At 53.6% G+C, this 21,277-nt stretch carries 19 protein-coding genes; 12 read left to right on the forward strand and 7 right to left on the reverse strand.

Features of this window, described 5'->3' with window-relative positions:
• The first annotated feature begins 8 nt into the window (after positions 1–8).
• Both BUB30_RS05040 and BUB30_RS05045 read left to right on the forward strand, forming a co-directional pair.
• The gene (locus BUB30_RS05040) at positions 9–710 is read left to right on the forward strand and encodes a hypothetical protein (protein ID WP_073131644.1); all 702 of its coding nucleotides are present in this window, start codon (positions 9–11) and stop codon (positions 708–710) included.
• Positions 711–745: 35 nt separating this feature from the next.
• Entirely contained in the window at positions 746–1,927 is a 1,182-nt protein-coding gene (locus tag BUB30_RS05045) for an adenylate/guanylate cyclase domain-containing protein (RefSeq protein WP_073131646.1), read from the forward strand.
• A 161-nt stretch (positions 1,928–2,088) separates the two neighbouring features.
• Here BUB30_RS05045 and BUB30_RS05050 read toward each other — a convergent pair whose 3' ends face one another.
• The 3 genes from BUB30_RS05050 to BUB30_RS05060 all read right to left on the reverse strand — a co-directional run bounded on the left by BUB30_RS05050 (position 2,089) and on the right by BUB30_RS05060 (position 4,721).
• Complete coding sequence (locus BUB30_RS05050) at positions 2,089–2,301, reverse strand: CcmD family protein (RefSeq protein ID WP_073131647.1); 213 nt, start codon at positions 2,299–2,301, stop codon at positions 2,089–2,091.
• Positions 2,288–2,962, reverse strand: coding sequence for a cytochrome c biogenesis protein (gene ccsA / locus BUB30_RS05055; protein ID WP_073131648.1), 675 nt, complete (start codon positions 2,960–2,962; stop codon positions 2,288–2,290). Before ccsA ends, BUB30_RS05050 begins: the two co-directional genes overlap by 14 nt.
• A gap of 106 nt (positions 2,963–3,068) precedes the next feature.
• On the reverse strand, positions 3,069–4,721 hold the full coding sequence (locus BUB30_RS05060) for a sensor histidine kinase (RefSeq protein ID WP_073131649.1): 1,653 nt from the start codon (positions 4,719–4,721) through the stop codon (positions 3,069–3,071).
• 363 nt (positions 4,722–5,084) lie between these two features.
• Between BUB30_RS05060 and BUB30_RS05070 the strand changes: the two genes are divergently transcribed.
• The 3 genes from BUB30_RS05070 to bla all read left to right on the forward strand — a co-directional run bounded on the left by BUB30_RS05070 (position 5,085) and on the right by bla (position 7,029).
• On the forward strand, positions 5,085–5,558 hold the full coding sequence (locus tag BUB30_RS05070; protein ID WP_073131654.1) for a macro domain-containing protein: 474 nt from the start codon (positions 5,085–5,087) through the stop codon (positions 5,556–5,558).
• Positions 5,559–5,626: 68 nt separating this feature from the next.
• A complete protein-coding gene (locus BUB30_RS05075) occupies positions 5,627–6,082 on the forward strand; it encodes an SRPBCC family protein (RefSeq protein WP_073131656.1) in 456 nt (151 codons plus the stop codon).
• A gap of 92 nt (positions 6,083–6,174) precedes the next feature.
• Entirely contained in the window at positions 6,175–7,029 is an 855-nt protein-coding gene (bla, locus tag BUB30_RS05080) for a subclass B3 metallo-beta-lactamase (RefSeq protein WP_073131658.1), read from the forward strand.
• A 34-nt stretch (positions 7,030–7,063) separates the two neighbouring features.
• Here the strand turns inward: bla and surE are convergent, their stop codons facing one another.
• The 4 genes from surE to dnaG form a co-directional block, all read right to left on the reverse strand.
• The gene (gene surE / locus BUB30_RS05085; RefSeq protein WP_073131660.1) at positions 7,064–7,837 is read right to left on the reverse strand and encodes a 5'/3'-nucleotidase SurE; all 774 of its coding nucleotides are present in this window, start codon (positions 7,835–7,837) and stop codon (positions 7,064–7,066) included.
• Between the two features lie 40 nt (positions 7,838–7,877).
• Positions 7,878–8,594: a hypothetical protein gene (locus BUB30_RS05090; protein ID WP_143164767.1), complete on the reverse strand. Its 717-nt coding sequence runs from the start codon at positions 8,592–8,594 to the stop codon at positions 7,878–7,880.
• Positions 8,591–9,808, reverse strand: coding sequence for a bifunctional 3,4-dihydroxy-2-butanone-4-phosphate synthase/GTP cyclohydrolase II (locus BUB30_RS05095; RefSeq protein WP_073131664.1), 1,218 nt, complete (start codon positions 9,806–9,808; stop codon positions 8,591–8,593). Before BUB30_RS05095 ends, BUB30_RS05090 begins: the two co-directional genes overlap by 4 nt.
• Before the next feature lie 77 nt (positions 9,809–9,885).
• Complete coding sequence (gene dnaG / locus BUB30_RS05100) at positions 9,886–11,805, reverse strand: DNA primase (RefSeq protein ID WP_073131666.1); 1,920 nt, start codon at positions 11,803–11,805, stop codon at positions 9,886–9,888.
• Between the two features lie 148 nt (positions 11,806–11,953).
• Here dnaG and BUB30_RS05105 point away from each other — a divergent pair, with 148 nt between their 5' ends.
• From BUB30_RS05105 to BUB30_RS05135, 7 genes are all read left to right on the forward strand, one after another.
• Positions 11,954–13,048: an Mrp/NBP35 family ATP-binding protein gene (locus BUB30_RS05105; RefSeq protein WP_073131668.1), complete on the forward strand. Its 1,095-nt coding sequence runs from the start codon at positions 11,954–11,956 to the stop codon at positions 13,046–13,048.
• Positions 13,048–13,308, forward strand: coding sequence for a NifU family protein (locus BUB30_RS05110; RefSeq protein WP_073131670.1), 261 nt, complete (start codon positions 13,048–13,050; stop codon positions 13,306–13,308). The genes BUB30_RS05105 and BUB30_RS05110 overlap by 1 nt, the downstream gene beginning before the upstream one ends.
• Positions 13,309–13,465: 157 nt before the next feature.
• On the forward strand, positions 13,466–16,468 hold the full coding sequence (locus BUB30_RS05115; RefSeq protein ID WP_084137910.1) for a T9SS-dependent choice-of-anchor J family protein: 3,003 nt from the start codon (positions 13,466–13,468) through the stop codon (positions 16,466–16,468).
• Positions 16,469–16,561: 93 nt separating this feature from the next.
• Positions 16,562–17,647 carry a D-alanine--D-alanine ligase family protein gene (locus tag BUB30_RS05120; RefSeq protein ID WP_073131674.1) on the forward strand — a complete coding sequence of 362 codons (1,086 nt, stop codon included), beginning with the start codon at positions 16,562–16,564 and terminating at the stop codon, positions 17,645–17,647.
• Between the two features lie 88 nt (positions 17,648–17,735).
• Positions 17,736–18,347 carry a PASTA domain-containing protein gene (locus BUB30_RS05125; protein ID WP_073131676.1) on the forward strand — a complete coding sequence of 204 codons (612 nt, stop codon included), beginning with the start codon at positions 17,736–17,738 and terminating at the stop codon, positions 18,345–18,347.
• Positions 18,348–18,403: 56 nt separating this feature from the next.
• Positions 18,404–19,198 carry a PASTA domain-containing protein gene (locus tag BUB30_RS05130; RefSeq protein WP_073131678.1) on the forward strand — a complete coding sequence of 265 codons (795 nt, stop codon included), beginning with the start codon at positions 18,404–18,406 and terminating at the stop codon, positions 19,196–19,198.
• Positions 19,179–21,230: a T9SS type A sorting domain-containing protein gene (locus tag BUB30_RS05135; protein ID WP_084137911.1), complete on the forward strand. Its 2,052-nt coding sequence runs from the start codon at positions 19,179–19,181 to the stop codon at positions 21,228–21,230. The genes BUB30_RS05130 and BUB30_RS05135 overlap by 20 nt, the downstream gene beginning before the upstream one ends.
• The last annotated feature ends 47 nt before the right edge of the window (positions 21,231–21,277 follow it).

Below are 21,277 nucleotides of genomic sequence, written 5' to 3' on the forward strand. Positions count from 1 at the left end.
TCAAGACCATGAACGAATCTATTCGAACCGCAGGCTTCCTGCTCATGATGGCCGCCATCACCTTTTGGCTAGGCTGGTTTTTCATGCCCGATCCCGGCACCACCGACGCGGCGCACATTCTGCAGATCGTGAAGGCGGCGCGCAACGGCGTGCTGAATTCGGTGATCGCACAAATCGTTTCGTCCCTACTCTTCTCGGTTGCCCTTTGCCTGGTGTCGCAGCATTTTCTTCCCCACAAAAAAATGACCCTCGCCGGCATCGTGTTGCTGAATATCGGCGCCATGGGATGGTGTGTCGACGCATTCTTTCACTTGCTGGCCTATTACATGACCGACAACACCGTACACATTCAAGAGGACGTCGTGCGCGTGATGGCGTTCATGCAAACCGGCGGTCTGATATTTCTCATCCCACTACTCCTGCCCTTCTTCATCGGCACAGGGCTGCTGACGATCGGGCTGAACAAGCAAGGCATCATTTCGAAGCGTCCCTTATGGATCATGATCGCCGGCTTTGTGCTGGCCCTGGTCATCGGACTCGTTTCAATTTATGTATTCGACTATCACAGCAACCTCGCTTCCCTCACCCTACTCGGGGGCGTAGCATTCGCTCAGGCCTGGATGGGATTTGAATGGGCACACCCGGACCAATGTCTGACACCGGCGAACAACGATGTGGGCCATGCTTACTCAGACCGTTCCGCGGCATGATCTCATCCTAATTCAACGATTTAAAAAAGACCCTCATGCGCTTCTGGAATGAAAATCGAAAGTGGATTGTGATCCACACCGTTACCTGGTGTTTTGCCAAGGTACTGTTTGTCGCCATCAAACTTTGGGGCCTGGGCACCGCGCTGTATACGACCGCTGCCGATGGAACAGCGGCACCTTTGTTGCGCCTGTTAACGCCGGAGGTCGATCATGGCAACTTGTTTTTGGTCGTCGCCTTCTCGGGGGTGATCGACGGGTTGATCTTCAGTTGGCTTGATGTGCGTTTTGATGCGTGGCTCAGGCGTCCGGGGTTTGTCCGGCGCGTGCTCGTCAAAGGCCTCGCCAACCTCTGCTTGGGCCTGGCACTCACTTCGGTGCTGGTGCCCTTGCTGCTGGGAAAGACGTCGGGGGTGAAAATCTTATCGCTTTCACTGATGCATACCAACCTGCTGGTGATGGCTGTATACATACTGCTGATCACTTTCTTATTGCAGCTTTCAAAACTAGCCGCAGCGTGGATACAAACAAGCGACCTGCTCCACATCCTCTCACCCCAGGCCAAAGGTGTGGAAGAAGAACGCATCTTCATGTTCCTCGACATGAAAGGATCGACTACACACGCCGAAACATTGGGGCCCGCAAAATACAGCGCCCTCATCCAGGATTGCTTTGCCGACATGACCAAGGCCGCCAAACAAACCGCAGCCGAGATCTATCAATACATCGGCGACGAAGCGGTGTTCACCTGGAAAACTTCACCCGTCAACTTCCTATATGCCCTTCAGCACTTTTTCTACTTCCGCGATCATCTCTTGCAACGCGCCGGCTACTACCGGAAACATTATGGACTTGTTCCACAATTCAAAGCTGGCATTCACTACGGCAAAGTCGTACGCACGCCGGTGGGCATAACCCACAAAACTCTTGCCTTTCACGGCGACGCCATCAACACGGCCTCCCGCATACAGGGCAAGTGCAATGTGCTGGGACGGGACCTGTTGGTGTCGGCAGAGGTTTTGGAGCAGGTGACGTTGCCTTGTGGTTATGTGGATATGGGTGAGCACTTGTTGCGGGGAAAGGATCGGAAGGTGCGGTTGTATGGGGTTAGCAAGCCACCTGGCGCAGATGTGAAGTTTTTGAGAAAAAGCGTTCAGAAGGTTACGCCTTCGAAAACGAAGGTGGCGCCGTTCTTATTTTGGTTGAATGGAATATTGTAGGTTCGCCATCGGAGGCGGCCCCCTCGGAGGCCTCGGGCCGGGCTATCCGCTACAAGTCCGGCCGCGCGCGGGCCGACGCACTTCGGGCTTTCCGCTGCTATCCCTGGCCGGGGGCCCAAGGATCATCATCGCATTGTAAACAAAGTTCGGATTGACTGCGACTACTTCTTCCCCAAGTCCCTCACCTTCTTATCCACACGAAGCAGAAATAAAACCACTCCCGTCAAAATGACCACGAGTCCGATCACGACCGTGTAGATCTTTCCATTGCTGCGAAGGGTGTCTGCCATTTCCACGGGGGCGTTGGTCTGGCAATAGGATTTGTAGCTCGAGAGGATGAGGGCCAGAAAGAAGATCAGTTTACTGTATTTCATCGCGAAGGCGGTTATAGGTTTTTATGCGGAGTAATAAGGTCGTAAGCCACCAGCCCAGCAGGCAAAACGCGAGAATGGCGGTGTAGAGCACCAGTTTAAGATCGTGGGATGTGTCGAACAGCCGAAAGCCGGGGTTTCCGCCATTGCCGGGATGGAGAGAATCGGTCAGCCGGGGAAGAATGAAGATGAGGGGGATGAGGATGGCGAACGCGAAGATGTTGTAGACGCTGCTCAACCTCCCGCGCTGCACTTCATCCTGCAAGGAGCCGCGCAAGACAAAATAGGCCAGGTAGATCATCAGGGCGATCGCGGTGCCGTTCAACTTGGGATCGTTTGTCCAGAATGTTCCCCACGTGGCTTTTGCCCATAGGCTGCCCGTGGCCAAACCCAGTATGCCAAAGAACAACCCAACCTTGGCCGACTCGGCGGCGTAGTCGTCGGCCGCGATGTCGCCGCTTCTCAAATATTTGACCGCCGACACCACCGAGACTATGAAGAGCAATAACATGGCACACCACATCGGGAAATGGAAATAAAAAAGGCGGATGCTTTCATTCAGGATCGGCAACCGTGGCACGGGCAACAGGAACCCACCGATGACGGTATAATATAAAAGTATAATGGTGAGAACTTTCCACCACTCCAGGCGATCTTTCTTCATAGGCGATGCTTCATCGTTGGAACAATGCGTTGAAAAACGTGTCCAAATATAGGGGAAGACGAGGGCATCCGGATGCCACTCCTGTAAAGAAAATAAAGTGGATTGGTTACGTGGAGTTGAATTGTCGCCGTTTGAAATACACCCGAAACGTGGTGCCCTCGTTTACCTCACTGTCCACCTCAATCCTGCCGCCAAGGGCGGTCACCTGGGTTTTCACCAGGTACAATCCCATTCCTTTTCCCTCCACATGAAAGTGGAAGCGTTTATAGAGCGTGAAGATGTTCTGCCGCTGTTGGTCGACGTCGAATCCCAATCCATTGTCGGACACCGTGAGACAGATAAAATCTCCGGCAGGTTCGGTCTTCAGGTCGATGACGGGCACCTTGTCCGGATTCCTGTATTTAATGGCATTGCTGATCAGGTTAAAGAGGATGCTGTCGACGTATGGCTTCACCGATAAAATAATGGGGGCCGCATCAAACGACGCCCGGATGCTGGCATTGGTCTCAACGATCTCCTTGGAAAGGTTGGAGCGCACCAACGTCAACTCATCGTATAGATTGACGGACGTGAAGTAGTTGCTGTTGTTGCTTTTGATCTCCAGGATAACATTCAAATCCTTGATCACCGTATCCATTTCCGCCGTCGATGAGATCAGTCTTCTGATGATCGCCCGTTCCTCGTCCTTGTTATCTTCCGAAAGCTCGAGCACCTTGCCCAGTCCCAGGATGCGCGCGGCAGGTGCCCTCAGGTTATGGGCGGCGATAAAGGCAAATTGCTCCAGTTGCTGGTTATATTCCACCAGCACTTTCGTGCGTTCCTTGATGTCTTCTTCCAGCGATTCGTTCGTTGCCCGGATCTCTCTGTTTTGACGCAGGATGATCTCCTTCGCCTGGTTTAGTTTTTTATTCTGTCGCGCCAGCAGATCGCGTTGTGAAGAGATCTCTTCCTGTTGCGACTTCAGTTCTTCGTTTTGTGCTTCAATCTCGCCCTGGCTGTGCTGTAGGGCGATGTTCTGCTGGTGTATTTCGTGTGTGCGGGTAGCCACAAGTTTCTCAAGCACATCATTTTGCCGGGCCAGGAAGGACACCTTTTCGCCTTCCAGTTCACGAAGCTTCACTTGCGTTCTGAATTCCCGGTTGGTGTGAAACGCCGTGAAGATCAGCGTGGGCACACAGATCAGCAACAGAATAAGTTGGATCGTATAATTGCTGCTGAGCGCGGCACTGTATTTCTCCTGCGCCTGCGCATTGATGGTGTTCTCGAACCGGTTGATCGACTGCGAAAGCCGGTCGTATTGAAGCCATAGTTTATAGCCATTATCCAAATCGGCCAACCGGTTAAATTCTTCCTTCTGATTTTCGTCGAACAAGATCTTCATCCGCACACATTGGGTGGCATAGGCTTCGGTGGAATCCTCAAACCGGTCGTATTCCTCCAACGGAAATTTTTGTTCCTCCAGGAGCCTGCGCACGGAATAGAAAAGTGAGTCTTTGTCGCGCAGCGCGAACTTCATCGGGAACAAATATTTATCCTTTCCAAACAGGGCATAGCCGCGCAACCCCAGGTCCAGGTTGTGAATGATGATGATGGCAAACTGCGATACCGTCACCTTGATCTGTTCCGTCTGCTGCTGAAGCAATTTGTTCGCCTCAATTATTTTATTGTTACGGCGGGTGATGAATATGTTCAGAATAACCAACAAAATGATACTGGCGGTCGCCAGATTTACCCAACTTTTTGGAATAAAGGTTGTCATGTTTTCGCGATCTGACGGTGTAACATCTATTTCGGATGCTTCAATACCCTATGTGCTGGTCGGATTGCCGTACATCAATCCATACCCGCGTCTGCTCCATCCTGGCTTCTCTAAACATTTCGTGCTGAAAAACGGCCCCAATTTCGAAGTAAACTGTCCCAGTTTTGCTCTGGTTGAAAAAGAAAATCAAGCGATTTGATCTTCTTAAGATAGCAATTCCTTTTGAGCTATCAAATCACCATGACGGCGGAAACGCACCTCGCCAGTATCAACCAGGCCGTCGGACACAAGATTTGCGTTGGTAAAAGATCCCTTTCTGAAAAATATCTATAAAAGTATTAGTTTAACTGCAACATTTCGAAAATGAATATACGATATACAGAAGGCGACGCCACGGCACCAACCGAAAACGGGGACAAAATTATAGTCCATGTCTGCAATGATATCGGGGGTTGGGGCAAAGGTTTTGTTATGGCCATCACGCAACGGTGGAAAGCACCCGAAGAAGAATACCGGAAGTGGTTTAAAAGCAAGCTCGACTTTGCTTTGGGTGAAGTACAGTTTGTGCAAGTTGAAGAGGACGTCTGGGTGGCCAACGTGATCGGGCAACGCGATGTCAAGAAAGACGCGGAAGGAAATGTGCCGGTGCGATATCCGGCTATCCAAAAAGGACTGGCAAAGGTCAGCGCATTTGCCCGCGAGAAGAACGCTTCCGTTCACATGCCCAGGATCGGTTGCGGGCTGGCCGGCGGCAAATGGGAAAACATTGAACCGATCATAAACCAAGAACTGATTTCGACCGGCGTTCCCACGACGGTTTATGATTTCAAGCCTTGAAACGATTTGTGCGGGCGGAAAAAATTTCATTCATCCCGTGACCACTAAAAAAATACAAGCCAGCACCCATGGAGATCTACAACGAGATCGTCATCAACAGACCCATCGAAGAGGTGTTCAACTTCTTGTCAGACTTTGCAAACTTGTCGATGTGGAATTATTACGTTCTTAAAGTAAGCAAGATCACCGATGGCCCCATCACCAAGGGTACTGTCTTTCACCAGGTGCGCAAGACCGACGCGCAGGACTTCAAGATCATTACCTTTGACTTTCCAAAGGTCGTGGCGATCGAAACGTTGCCGCCCGAACGGTATCTGATGATGCGCTTCACCCTCATTGCGCAAGGTGACCACACCAAAGTGGAAGATGCCTGGCAGGTGAAAATACCTCGGGTGGTGGGCTGGTTTGCAAAAAAGAAAATCCAACCGGCCGTGATGGAGAATCTGCAAAAGCTGAAGGCCCTGCTGGAAACCGGCAAGGTAACCTTACAAGATGGGCGCATCGAAACCCTCCCGGTTCGTTAGGATGACCGGTCGTCACAAAAAAACATTTTAGCGCATCGTATACGGTAAATTAAATGCGTCTTCCTACTTTTATTCCTTAACAGTTTTTTGTCATGCGCAAAGTCTCTCTTCATTCCATCCTGCTCTTCCTACTTTTGTCTGTCGCGTCCAGATCCTTTGGACAAGCCACTTGGTCAGAACCCTACGAACCTTTCCGGATTGCCGGGAATTTGTATTATGTCGGCACGTACGATCTGGCTTGTTACCTCATTACAACCCCAGAAGGGAACATACTCATCAATACGGGATTGGAGGGTTCAGTACCCATGATCCGCGCAAATGTGGAGGCTTTAGGGTTTGATTTTTTCAACATAAAAATACTCCTGACCACCCAGGCGCACTTCGACCACGTGGCCGGTATGGCGGAGATAAAAAAAATGACCGGGGCACAAATGATGATCCACAAAAACGATGCCCAGGTGCTGGCTGATGGAGGCAAATCCGACTTTGCCATGGGCGGTGATAAAGGAACCACCTTCGCTCCCGTCAAAGCCGACCGATTGCTACGCGACGGCGATACGGTACGGTTAGGCGAAATGAAAATCGTAGCCTTGCATCACCCCGGGCATACCAAGGGGTCGACTAGCTTCCTCTTTGATGCAAAGGACAAAGATTGCACCTGGAGAGTATTGATCGCCAATATCCCCACCATCCTTCTTCAAACCCAGCTTCGGGGCATGCCGAATTATCCCGAGGTGGGTAAGGATTATAAATATACGTTCGAAGCGATGAAGAAAGTTCAGTTCGACCTTTGGGTGGCCTCGCATGCCAGTCAGTTCGGTCTGCACGAGAACCGCAAGCCCGGCGATGTCTACAATCCGACAATTTTTAGCATTCGATCACAATACGACGACGCGATCGATACCCAGAAGCAAGCCTACTTGGACCGGCTGAAAAGCCAAAAGTAAAGGAACCCGTGCGAAGCCATTCGGAAGTATCGTTCTAAAGAATCTCCCACATCTCATTCAACACCGGCAACGCCTGGTGTGCCGTGAGATCGAACTGGCAGGGTACTATGGAAACATAGTTATTGGCGATCGCCCACTCATCGTTGTCTTCGCCTTTGTCGAAGTTCACAAAGTTGCCGGCCATCCAAAAGTAGCGGCGGCCATTGGGATCGTAGCGCTCGTCGAATTCTTCCACCCACTTGGCGTTGGCCTGGCGGCAGAGGCGGATGCCTTTGATGGCCTCGTTGCGCTTAGGGGGAAAGTTGACGTTGAGGGCGATGCCTTTGGGCAAACCCTTGTCGAGCACTTGCTTGGTTATTTTGCGAATGTATTCCTCGGCATGCGAGAAGTCGGCATCGTGCGAGAAGTCACAGAGGGAGAAACCAATGGCAGGAGTTCCTTCAATGGCACCCTCAATAGCAGCCGACATGGTGCCGGAATAAAGTACGCTGATAGAAGTGTTGCTCCCGTGGTTCACGCCACTCACCACGACGTCGGGTTGGCGCTGGTCTTTCAACACAAAGTGGCGGGCCATCTTCACACAATCGGCCGGCGTGCCGGAGCATTCGTAGGCCTTCACGCCCTCGAAGATAAAATTCTCTTCCAGCCGCAACGTCTCCCCCACTGTAATGGCGTGACCCATACCGGATTGGGGACCGTCGGGTGCCACCACGATCACGTCGCCAAGGGTTTTCATAACGTTGATGAGGGTGAGGATGCCTTTGGAGGTAATGCCGTCGTCGTTGGATACCAGGATCAGGGGCTTCATGGGTGAGGGTTGTGTGTTGTTGCCTTAAAAAAATGCCCGCCTACATCAGCGAGTTGTAATAGGCCACAATTCTAACAAAATCGGAGCGATCTTCATACCGCAGCTTGTTGGCTTTCATGTATTTTTCGACCTCTTCCGATTTCCGTCCCATCAGTTGCAACAGGTCGGCCTTGTTGCCGGTGAATTCGGTGATGTTGCCATTCTCGTCCAGTAAGTAATACGTGTACACCAGCACGGTGATGGTGTTGCCCAACCGGTTGGGGTTGTAGACGCCACCTCCATAGGAGTAAGGATAATAGCCGCTATAATAGGGCGACCCGCTATACATTCTGGTCTCCAGCCCTTCGCGCGATAGCAAGGTAAGCGCACCTTCGGCGAGCAGTTCGAAAAACACGGGTGTCTTATAGTCGGCCCCCGAGTTGCCACCCACATACGGCAAAGCAAAGAACTGCCGGTAGCGGCGCACCGACGCGTCGAAGATCTCGAAGAACAATACTTTGCGGGCGCTGAAGGCTTCGATGCGTTTGTCGGCCATCGAGTATTGCACCAGGTTTTGGGGGAGGTCGTATTTCACCAGGCCGCGCAAGGTGTCGCCTTCCACCAACACGATCTTTCCTTCGTGCCAAAGCTCGGAAGGGAACTGGGCATGGGCGGTGCCCGTGCTCAGCAGGGTCAACAATATTAAAAGTCCTCCCGCCATCCGTGGCGAAAGACCTCTCTCTTCTTTGCGCATGCCAACTAATGAAACCAATCTCATGTATGCTTTAAAATGGTATGACCCAGCTTATCGCGTTTCGTCAATAAATATTTTTCGTTGTGTGGATTGGGCACAATCTCGATGGGCACATTGTCAACGATCTCCAATCCGTAGCCCATCAGCCCTACACGCTTCTTGGGGTTGTTGGTGATGAGTCGGATCTTTGTTATACCCAAGTTACGAATTATTTGTGCTCCCACGCCATAGTCGCGCTCGTCCATATCAAAACCCAGTTGCAGGTTGGCTTCCACGGTGTCGAGGCCCTGTTCCTGCAGTTTGTAGGCCCTGAGTTTGTTCAACAATCCGATGCCTCTTCCCTCCTGTTTCATGTAGAGCACCACGCCTTTTCCTTCGCGGTCCACCATTTCCATGGCTTTGTGCAACTGCGGTCCGCAATCGCAACGGCACGATCCGAAGATGTCGCCCGTCACGCACGAGGAGTGCACGCGCACCAGCACGGGTTCGTCTTTTTCCCAGGTTCCCTTTACTAACGCTAAATGGACTTCGTTGGTATTGAGCTGGTCAAAAGCCACCAGGTTAAAGTGGCCGTGTTCCGTGGGCATGTCCACCTCGATCTCGCGTTTGATCAGGGTTTCTTTTTTGATCCTGTATTCGATCAGGTCCTTAATGGTCACCAGCTTCAGCTTGAATCGTTCGGCCACCTTTACCAGGTCGGGCAGGCGGGCCATGGTGCCGTCTTCGTTCATGATTTCCACCAGCACACCGGCAGGTTTGAACCCGGCCAGGCGCGCAAAGTCGATAGCGGCCTCCGTGTGGCCGGAGCGGCGCAGCACACCGCCGCGTTTTGCTTTCAAGGGAAAAATGTGACCCGGACGCCCAAGTTCTTCGGGCTTGGTTTCGGGGTCTACGAGCGCCCGGATCGTTTTGGCGCGGTCGTGGGCAGAAATGCCAGTGGTGCAGCCGTGACCGATCAGGTCAACCGACACCGTGAAGGCGGTCTCATAAACGGCGGTGTTGGTGCCCACCATCATGTGCAGACCCAGTTCGTCGCAACGGTCCTCCACCAACGGGGTGCAGATAAGGCCGCGGCCGTGGGTGGCCATAAAATTCACGATCTCGGGGGTGATGCACTCGGCGGCGCAGATGAAGTCGCCTTCGTTTTCGCGGTCCTCGTCGTCGACCACAATGATCACTTTACCGTTCTCAATATCTTCGATGGCCTCGTCAATGGTATTCAGTTTTATAGCACTCATAGTCGTTATTTCCTCTCGTTTAAGCCGCCTCCTGTGGGTCAGCATAGTAACAAAAAAGTTCTTTTGTATGTTCCTGGCTACCCTTTGTTCACCACGATACCGAGAATGACAGCCAGTTCTTTCTCCGCACCTTTTAGTTGTTCGTGAATGGTGAAGTGCTTTTCCTGCTCTTCTTCGGTGGTAGCCTTCCGCCATTCCGCTTTATTATCTTCGACCAGCTTCTGGATCACTCTGAATTTCAGACGCAACACGTTCGTATAGGCCAGGTCGTGAAGCAATTCCCTCTCGTGTGGAAAGAAGATGTTTTTTTCCGGCCAGTGCTTGCTGGCTTCGTAGCGGGGCGTGGTGAGTTCGGCCACGACTCCTTTAACGGCAGCGCTGCCATGTTCCATAAAATACATCGTGTCTACCACTTCTCCCCGTTCGGCGCCGTCCTTGAAGCCTTGGTATATTTCTTTGAGTATGGGATCGGTAAACTCGACATCGTCCAATTCGGCGAGCATGAAGTCGACGAGTCGCTGTTCGTCATAGTGCGTTTCGGCGTAGTTCAGGAGCAAGCGGATCGACTCGCGTTCCTGCAACTGCACCATCGTGTTTTCGTCGGTTTTCGTTTCCGTCACCGGCGGCTCGTTCATGAAATCCGGAGGCGGCTCCTGCACTTCGCGGCCGCGGTCCTGGTCTTTCTTTCGCCGCTCGCCGATCACGATCTTGTTCATCTCCGACAGCAATACCGTCTCCGACATACGCAGGAGCTGGCTGGTCTCCTGGATGTAGACCGACCGTTTGATCGGGTCCGGGATCAGCGAAATGGTGGTGACGATATCACGGATGGCCTCGGCTTTCTTGATGGGATCTTGACCCGCTTCTTTGGCGTGAAGGTCGATCTTGAAGGAGATGAAGTCCTGCGTGTGATCTTTCAGGTATTGCTTGAACGCCGTGCTTCCCATCTTGCGCGAGAAGCTGTCGGGGTCTTCGTTGTCGGGGAAGAGCAGCACGCGCACGTTCAGACCGCCTTTCAGGATCAGGTCGATCCCGCGCAACGCCGCCTTCACGCCGGCAGCATCGCCATCGAAGAGCACCGTCACATTTTCGGTGAAGCGGCGGATGAGTTTGATCTGTTCTTCCGTCAGCGCCGTACCCGACGAGGCCACCACGTTGTCGACATCCGCCAGGTGCATGGAGATCACGTCCGTGTAGCCCTCTACCAGATAGCAGGAGTCTTCGCGGCGGATGGCGTTCTTGGCCTGGAACATGCCATAGAGTACCTGGCTCTTGTGGTAGATCTCCGTTTCGGGAGAGTTGATGTATTTGGGCTGATCTTTTTCTTTGGTGAGGATGCGCGCTCCGAAGGCGATCACCTTTCCGGCCAGGTTGTGTACCGGGAAAATTACCCTTCCGCGAAAGCGGTCATAGAAACGGCCGTCGTCGCGTTTGATGATGAGACCGGCTTTGTCCAGCATCTCTTCGCGATAGCCCTCTTGCAGTGCCCGTTTGTTGAAATCGTCCCAGGCGTTGATGGCATAGCCCAATTCGAATTTCTCGATCGTGCGGTCGTTGAACCCGCGTTCGCGGAAATAGCTGAGACCGATGCCGTTACCCTCCTCGGTGTGGAGCAGGCGCTGTTTGTAGTGCTCCTTGGCATAATTCATCACGATATAGAGACTGTCGCGCTCGGTGGCCTGGAGGGCATATTCCTGCGACTGGGCCTCTTCCTTGATCTCGACACCGTATTTCTTGGCGAGATAGCGGATGGCCTCCATATAGTTCATCCCCTCGTGTTCCATCACGAAAGTGATGCCGTCGCCGCCTTTGCCACTGCTGAAATCCTTGAAAATCCCCTTGGAGGGAACCACGTAGAAAGACGCGGTTTTTTCGTTCGTGAACGGGCTGAGGGCCTTGTAGTTCTGGCCGGAACGCTTGAGCGTCACAAAATCGCCGATCACATCGACAATGTCGACACGGTTTTTTACGTCGTCTATGGTTTCGCGGGAAATCACCTTTTATCGTTGCTTGCGGGGAAGTAAAAAAATAAGGCCTTCTCCTCAAACTTTGCGTCAAAGATAGGGGTTCGGATAATACGCGAATAACTTTTAACCATTAACAGTTTACCGCTAACTTGCGGCCACTTTAACACGACGGAATTAGATGAGTTTTACCCAAGCCGACATTCTCAAAGCCCTTTCCACAGTAGAAGACCCCGATTTCAAGAAAGACCTGGTGACCCTGGGCATGATCAAGGACGTGACCGTAAGCCCTGAGAAAGTGAGCTTTACGGTGGTTTTAACCACCCCGGCATGCCCCCTCAAAGAGAAAATCCGCCAGGATTGCGAGGACGCCGTCGACAAGGTGGTGGGCGACAAGGTGGCCATCGACATCAAGATGACCAGCTCGGTGACGACCCTGCGCGACAACGCTCCCCTGCTGCCGGGTGTGAAAAATATCATTGCCATCGCCTCCGGCAAAGGCGGCGTCGGCAAATCGACCGTAACGACCAACCTGGCCGTGGCACTGGCGCAATCCGGAGCCAAAGTGGGGTTGATCGACGCCGATATTTCCGGCCCCTCCATCCCGGTGATGTTCAATTGCGAGTTTGAGCAACCCTCTGTGAAACAGGTAAATGGGAAGAATATCATCATTCCCATCGAGCAATATGGCGTGAAACTGATCTCCATCGGCTTCCTCACCCCACCCGACAGCGCGGTGGTGTGGCGCGGTCCCATGGCCAGCGCCGCCCTGAAACAGTTCTTTAGCGACGCCGATTGGGGCGAATTGGACTACCTCCTCATCGACCTCCCTCCCGGCACCAGCGACATTCACCTCACCCTGGTACAAACCGTGCCCGTGACCGGCGCCGTGATCGTGACTACGCCCCAAAAAGTAGCCCTCGCCGACGCCAACAAGGGCATGTCCATGTTCCGTCAGCAGCAGATCAATGTGCCCATTCTGGGTGTTATTGAAAATATGGCCTACTTCACCCCGGAAGAATTGCCGGATAACAAGTATTATATCTTCGGAAAAGGCGGCGGACAGAACCTCGCCGACAAATACAATGTTCCCCTGTTGGGCCAGGTGCCCCTGGTGCAGAGCGTCCGCGAAAGCGGCGACAGTGGGCTCCCGGCCGTGTTGAAGGAAGGCCTTACCGCCGATGTATTTAAAGACCTGGCCAAAACATTGGCGCGTCAAATTGCCATAAGAAATGCTAACTTTACACAAACGCAACGCGTTGAACTGAAAGTCTGATGAGCACGATAGAAGAACTTACCCAGAAAATTGAATCTTCACTCGATTCCATCCGTCCCTATCTCAAGGCCGACGGTGGTAACGTGAAGGTCAGTCATGTCTCGGACGACCATGTGGTGCAGTTGGAGTTTGTGGGTGCCTGCGGCAATTGCAGCATGTCTACCATGACCTTCAAAGCCGGTGTGGAAGCAGCCATCAAGCGCGACGTTCCCGAGATAAAAGCCATCGAGGTGATCAACCTTACCCCGGTAAACCATTAGGCGTTGTCGTCATTTCCCCGCCAATGATCAATTTCTTTCCGGCATTGGTCTACGCATACATATTACTTTCTGCCCGGGCAGCGTTACGCTGTTACAAAAGGGTTACTCTTTACTATATTTGAAAGATTAATGATGCAGGTATTTAACCAGGATCTTTGTGCGGATTGACTCCTCTTATTTCAAAATTGCATTGCTTCAATGCCTCCTCGTCGTGGTCTCCTGGACCGCATTTTCGCAGGAACGCTGCGGCACCGTAGAATACAACAACAAACTGCTGAGCGACAAACTGAAGCTCGAAAACAACCCGCAGTTTGAAAAGTGGCTGCAACAAAAGATCAGTGCCCGGGCCCGCACCCAAAGCACGCAGCGCGACCAGACCATCACCTACACCGTGCCCGTCGTGGTACACGTGATCCACTACGGCGAAGCGCTCGGCGCGGGCCGCAACATCCCCGACGCCCAGATCCTTTCACAGATCGACGTGCTCAACAAAGACTATCAACGCCTCAACGCCGATGCGTCTCAAACGCCGGGCGAATTCCAGCCGGTGGCCGCCAGCTTTAACGTGCAGTTCGTTTTGGCGAAGCAAGATCCCGAAGGATTGGCTACCACAGGCATCAACCGCGTGAAGGGCACCAAGACCTCGTGGACCATCAACGACAACTATGAACTGAAAGCGCTGAGCTATTGGCCGGCCGAAGATTATCTCAACATTTGGGTATGCGACCTCACCTCCCTCTTGGGCTACTCGCAGTTTCCCGTGTCGGATCTCGACGGTCTCGAAAATTCTTCTACCAACCGGCTGACCGACGGCGTAGTGATCGCGTATGATGCCTTTGGTTCCAATGACTATGGCAGTTTCAACCTGCTGGCCAACTTTGCCAAAGGCCGCTCGGCCACCCACGAGATCGGCCACTTCTTTGGCCTGCGCCACATCTGGGGCGACGACGGCACCGACTGCAGCGGCACCGACTACGTGGACGACACCCCGAACCAAGCCGGCAGCACCAGCGGTTGCCCCTCGCAGCCGCACGTAACGTGTAGTGTAGACGCCATGTTCCAAAACTACATGGACTATACCAACGACGTGTGCATGAACCTGTTCACCCAAGGCCAGGTGGCCCGCATGACCACCGTGATCGAGAACAGCCCGCGCCGCCTGAGCCTGCTCACCTCGCACGGCCTGAACGATCCCGCACCCGTCCTGAACGACCTGGGCATAAAGACCGTGCTCGCCCCCTTGTCGGGAGAATGCAGCACGCCTGTGCTGCCCACGATCGAGGTACGGAACTATGGCTCCAACAACATTTCATCGGCCCGCATCCGGATCAGCCAGAACGGTGGCGCGGTCGAAACAAAAGATTTTACCTTTGCCCCGGCGCTGACCGCGTTGCAGAGCACGACCGTGAGTTTCTCGTCGCTCATTTTCCCGGTTGGCTCCAGCCTCGTCACCTTCGATGTGCTGCAAACCAACGGTACCACCGATGGCCAGGCCAACAACAACAATGGACAACAAGTGGTGGAAGTGCCCTACAGCATCGCGCTGCCTTTCCTGGAACAATTCAACACCGTACCCAGCACCTGGAAGATCCTGAACCCCGATCAGAAGGTGACGTGGGCATTGGCCTCCACGCCGGCGAACGGCTCGAACAAAGCCATGGAGATGGACTTCTTCAACTATGAAGACAACCTGGGCGAAATCGATCCCCTCCTGACCCCAACCTTCAGTCTCATCACCGCCCCCGCGGCCCTGCTCAAATTTGACGTAGCCTATGCACGCTTTCAATCCAGCAACGACGGCCTCAAGGTCGTGGTGCTGACCAACTGCAGCGCAGACATCACACAAGGCACCGTCGTCTATGATAAGTCGGGCGCTACGCTCTCGACCACGACCAGCACGGGCAACGCCTTCGTGCCCACGGCCGACCAATGGCGCACCGAACAGATCGACCTGAGCAGCTACGTGGGCCAGCAAAACCTGCAGATCGCTTTTGTAGGGGTGAACGACTGGGGCAACAACCTGTACATCGATAACGTGTCGCTCACCACCACGCCGGTGCATGACGCCACGTTACAAAAAGTGATTTCCCCTTATCCCGTCACCTGCCTGGAAGGAGCGGTCCCGGTGTTGCGCGTGAAGAACTCGGGCACGCTGATCAATTCCCTGAAAGTGACCAGCACCGTCAACGACCATGCCTACACGCAGGTGATCACCGGCCTGTCGATCGACGGCGGCACGACCAAAGACATTACCTTAAACTCGTTGCCCCTGGCCGATGGAGAAAACACCATCCACTTCGAAGTTTCCGAACCGAACGGGCAACAGGATTTCAACACCGCCGACAACGCCCTGGATATAAAAACCGTCGTCAACAAATCGACGGACTTTATTCCCCTGCGTCAGAATTTCGAGGGAACGTTCACACCCCAGTGGACCAGTGTGAATCCCACGGACGGCATGATCTGGCGTCCCTTCGACCTGACTGGAAACAAGGCCATCTACTTCAATGCCTTCGACAACACGGTGGCCAACGATGAGGCATGGCTGGCGAGCCCCGTGCTCGACTTTAGCGACGCCACAGAAGCGAGTCTTTCATTTGACGTTTCCTATTCTGCGAACAGTACCAAGAACGACGTGCTGCGCATCCTGGCTTCCCGCGACTGCGGCAATACTTACCAGGACACCCTGTTCACGGCCAACAGCGCCGCGTTGGCCAACGGCCGCGCCACCACTTCCGGCTGGAAGCCCACCACTTCTTCGGACTGGACGTCAAAGACCACCGTGCTGACCACCCTGGCCGGCGAGCCCGAAGTGCGCATTGCCTTTGTGGTGACCAACGGCAACGGCAACAACCTGTACCTGGACAACATCGAATTCTTCGTCTCCGAAACGCACATCAAGGCCACGGAGCCCTTCACGGTCTATCCCAATCCAGCGGCCGGCGGCAACACCAACATCACCTTCAACATCTCGCAAAAAGGACCGGTAGAGTTGGAAGTGGTGGACACCATGGGCAAGACCCTGGTCTCGCAGACCCTGCCGGATGTGCTCAACCAAACCTATCCCCTCTCGCTTTCTTCCGTGGCCACGGGTGTTTACCTGGTGCGGGTGACGTCGGGATCGGAGACGCATTTGAAGAAGCTCATCGTCATCAACTAGAAATTTCGCTCTCACCGACGCTTTTCTTCGCTCAACGGCACGCGTTCCTTCCTCTATAATTCACTATCTTTCGGCATTGAAAACCTCGCCTTCATGCCAAAAAAGAAGAAAGTAGCCATCCTCTATGGCGGCCGCTCCGTGGAGCACGCCGTATCGGTCAATTCGGCCCGCAACATTTTTGAGTTCCTCGACAAATCCAAATTCGAACCCCTGCCCATCGGCATCAGCAAAAGCGGCCAGTGGTTTCTCACCGAAGGCGTGAGCAAAGACATCCAGAAAGGACAAACGCTTGGGCTTTCGCTCAATGCGGGCAAGCCCACATTCCTGCTGGAAAAAAGCGGAGAAAAGTTTTCCGTCGACGTCCTGTTCCCGGTGCTGCACGGTACCGACGGTGAAGACGGCAGCATCCAAGGCCTGATCAAAGCGATGGACCTTCCCATGGTGGGTACCGGCGTGCTGGGCTCATCCCTGTCCATGAACAAGATCGTAGCCAAGCGCCTCATGCGCGAAGCCGGTTTGCCGGTGACAGACTTTGTCACGTTCCGCTACGACGAAAAAGATAAGATCAGCTTCACCGCGTTGTCGAAAAAACTGGGACTCCCCTTCATGGTGAAGGCCGCCAGTCTCGGCTCGTCTGTGGGGGTGGCCAAGGTGAAATCGAAAAAGGATTTTGCTGCTGCCGTGGAAGAAGCCTTTAAATACGACGACGAGATGTTGGCCGAACAATACATCACCGGACGCGAAATTGAATGCGCCGTATTGGGCAACAACCCGCCGGAAGCTTCGCAGCCCGGTGAGATTGTGATCAGCAAAAACTACGAGTTCTATACCTTCGATGCCAAATATGTGGACCCCGATGCCGTGCGCATCGACGTGCCCGCCAAATTGCCAAAGAGCATTGCCGAAAAGATCCGGAAAGCCTCGGTGAAAGCCTACGAGGCCTTGCACTGCAAAGACTTTTCGCGCATCGATCTGTTCCTGGATAAAAAAGGAAATATCTACATCAACGAGATCAACACCATCCCCGGTTTTACCAATTCCAGCATGTATCCCATGATGTGGAAAGAGCGCGGCGTGAGCTTTGCCGAACTGATCACCAAGCTGCTCACCCTGGCCCAGGAGCGTTACGACCGGGGCAAACGCATCGAGCGCGATTTTCAGTCGTCGCTCAAATTCTGAAGTGTATATTTGTATAGTGCGGATACCCTAAACATTAAAACCCCCGGATGCCGTCTACTTTTGTCGCCGCAGCGGGATATAGAGAAATATGAGATTCGATTTCCTGAAATACAAACGCGATACGTTGGGCGGCATGCTTCTTCAGCTGTTGTTGGCGTGCTCGGCGCTTGTGGTGATCGCCCTCTTGTTTTTTTATGCCTATTTGCCTGCCGCTACCAATCACGACCGGACCATGACCGTGCCTGAATTGGAAGGCAAAAGCGTCGGCGAGCTCGACGACTTTCTCGGGGAGAGAACGCTTCGCTATGGGTTGCAGGATTCTGCTTTCTCATCGAAGTATCCCGCCCATACGGTCCTGGATCAATATCCGGCCGCCGGCGCCAAGGTGAAGGTGGGCCGGGAGATCCTTATTTCTGTGAATCGCGTCTCTCCTCCCCTCGTCACGGTACCCAACGCGATCGATGGTTCGGTCGTGCATGCTGAAGCAATACTGCGCAGCAATCAACTGAAGCGCGGAAGGATCATCTATGTACCGGGACTCTTCCCTGTAGTCATTGAAATGAAATGCGAAGGTCGCACCCTCGCTGTAGGGGAACGCATACCGATGGGCTCCACCGTTGACCTGGTGGTTACGGATGGCAAAGGCACGTCGCAGGAAGCGCCGGACTCAGCAGCATCCGAAGTAAGAGAAATGAAATAACGACTAAACCTCCGGATGCCCATCGACAGCGTTGTGGCAGCCGCATATAGAAGAACATGAAATTCGACATCCTCAAATTCAAACGCGACACTCTGGGCGGCATGCTGATCCACCTGCTGCTGGCCTTCGCGGCACTGTTGCTGATTGCCATCCTGTATTTTTATGCCTACCTGCCCAGCAGCACCAATCACGGCATGAGCATCACCGTTCCCGATGTGGAAGGTATGCAGATCAGCCAGCTGGAGGATTTTTTGGTGAAGCGCAATCTCCGCTATGAAGTGAACGACTCGTCCTACTCGTCGGAATATCCGCCGCTCACCGTCCTGCGACAATATCCGCCGGCGGGCGCCAAGGTGAAGGAAGACCGGAAGATCCTTATTTCCGTGAATCGCATCGACCCTCCCACCGTTCCCGTGCCCACCCTCGTGGACGGATCGGTCGTGAATGCCGACGCCGTGCTGCGCAGCAATGAACTGAAGCGGGGACGGATCGAGCTGGTGGCGGGCCCCTTCAACGTCGTGAAAGAAATGAAATACAAGGGCCACACCGTAACGGCGGGCGAACGCGTTCCCAAGGGATCGACCATCGATCTCGTTGTCATGGATGGCGGAAACAACGCCTTCGAGGTGCCCGATATGCTGGGCAGAGACCTGGAAGATGCCAAATTCCTCATTCTGGGGTCCAACCTGAGCCTGGGAAGTATCTTTGTTGTGGGCGATACAACCGGGGGCACCGGGGTGGTCCTGAAACAAAAACCCGACGTCAATGAAAAGGTAAAGGTGGGTGACGTCGTTGATGTGTGGATAGGCCAACTTGGGACCGAAATACCCGATGAAAACGGTGAGAATTGAAACACTAAAAATAATCACAAGTCTCCCTGGCGGGCGATGGTCTTTATGTTTAAAGACCATCCTGGTATGCGCTGCGCTGATGGTGCTCTTTGAACCCGTCGCGCAGGCCCAATGGCAAACCTTTCCCTTGCCAAAGACAACAAACGCATCCACAAAAAAACACCGACCCAATGCCACGGCACGCCCGCAGGTCGCGGAGCCGCTGACGCTCCCTTTCTTTGATGATTTTTCCTTTACAACGCTCGATGATCCAAACGACACCCTGTCCAACGTCGCGTTGGACTCGCTGTGGCAGAACGTGGTGAACGACAGCACCTACAACATGACCGTGTGGGTCAACAATGGGATGGCCATCAATCCCCCGTCCATCAATGTCGCGACTTTCGACGGGTTGGATGGCAAACACGTGAAGTACTCCGAAGTGGTCATCAACAACGGGTTGCGCGACAGCCTCGTGTCGCAGCCCATCAAGTTGGGTGAACCCAGCGTGGCGGTCGGGGAACGCAGCACCGTCTATCTCAGTTTCTTTTTCCAGGTGGCCGGCAATGGCGAACGCCCGGATGCGACCGACTACCTGGCGGTGGAATTCAAGAACAACGCAGGCGTCTGGAAGCCCGCCATGACCATCTACCCCACCTCCAGCATGCAGGCCACCGTCTTCTATGACACGCTGGTGAAAGTGGACGGTGACGAATTCTTTCACGACGATTTCCAATTTCGCTTCCGGAACTACGGCCGCTTGTCGGGACCGTACGACACCTGGAACCTCGACTATGTTTACCTCAACAAAGGCCGCAACGAGAACGACACTTCATTTCCCGACCGTCCCATTGCCAGCCAGCCCACCAGCCTCCTTGGCAACTATAGGGCTATACCTTACGACCATTTCAAGCTAGTTAATACCATTCAGGCGCCGAAATTTGATATAGTCAACCTATTGGAATATTATCCCGACGATCATGCTCCAGGTTTTACCACGGTTAGTTTCGAGACCCAAAACACCTTCATCAACTATGTGGATGGAACTGCCAATATCACTAGCACCCCAGCCGAACAAGCCCCGATCAACTGGGTGGATAACAACGACGTGATCGGACCGTTGGAGCGGAGAACCGTCACCGTAAAATATCTTCCGGACGGAGCTGATCCAACTCAGTTCGATCCGGGCGCGGATTCGGTCCGGGTAAAGCTCAATATACGGTTACTGACGGGCGACACGTTCAAGAAAAATGGCACTTACGCTGATGACTACACCCCAAATTTTATCCCCATCGATTTCCGTTTGAATGATACGCTGACCGTACAGTATTTCATGAAAGACTACTATGCGTACGACGACGGCGTGGCCGAGTATGCCGCCGGCCTCACCCAAGCCGGCAACCGCGCCGCATTTCAGTATGAAATGGTGACGGATGATCCCGATACGTTGATCGGCATCGACCTGTATGTGCCCGACTACGGCCTGACCAGCAACCTCACCGTTGACTTCTTTGTGTACAGCGACACCGATGGCTTGCCCGGACAGATTTTATATACCCTCCCCGCCGTCACCATTCAGCGCAAAGGACTGAATGTCTTTCAACGCGTGCGTATTGTCGAGCCTTTCCTGGTGGATAAGAAATTCCACATTGGCTGGAAGGCGCCCGTGGGCGGCACACTGAAAATAGGGCTCGACATGAGCAGCAGCCACGGCGACAAGATCTCGGTGAACACCGGCGGTTCCTGGGCCCCGGGCGACATCGATGGTTCCCTGATGATCCGCCCCGTATTCGGCAACGGCGACGTGAAAGTAGGGGTTCCGGAAGCTTTGGACGCGTTCAGCGTCTATCCCAATCCCAATAGCGGCGAGTTTTATATTCAGGGACGGTACGATAAACTCACCGTGCTGACCATCACCGGCCAGACGGTGCCGCATATTGCGCAACCCAGCGGCGACCGCCAGAAGATCGTGGTAAGCACGGCGTCCGGGTTGTACATCCTGAAGATCCAACAGGGTGGCACGGTCATCACACGCAAGATCATGGTGCGATAACCCTTTGCCCTTCGGCGAATTCCTGGCGGCAAGGCATCCTCATCCAT

Source organism: Chryseolinea serpens, assembly GCF_900129725.1.
Lineage (GTDB): Bacteria > Bacteroidota > Bacteroidia > Cytophagales > Cyclobacteriaceae > Chryseolinea > Chryseolinea serpens.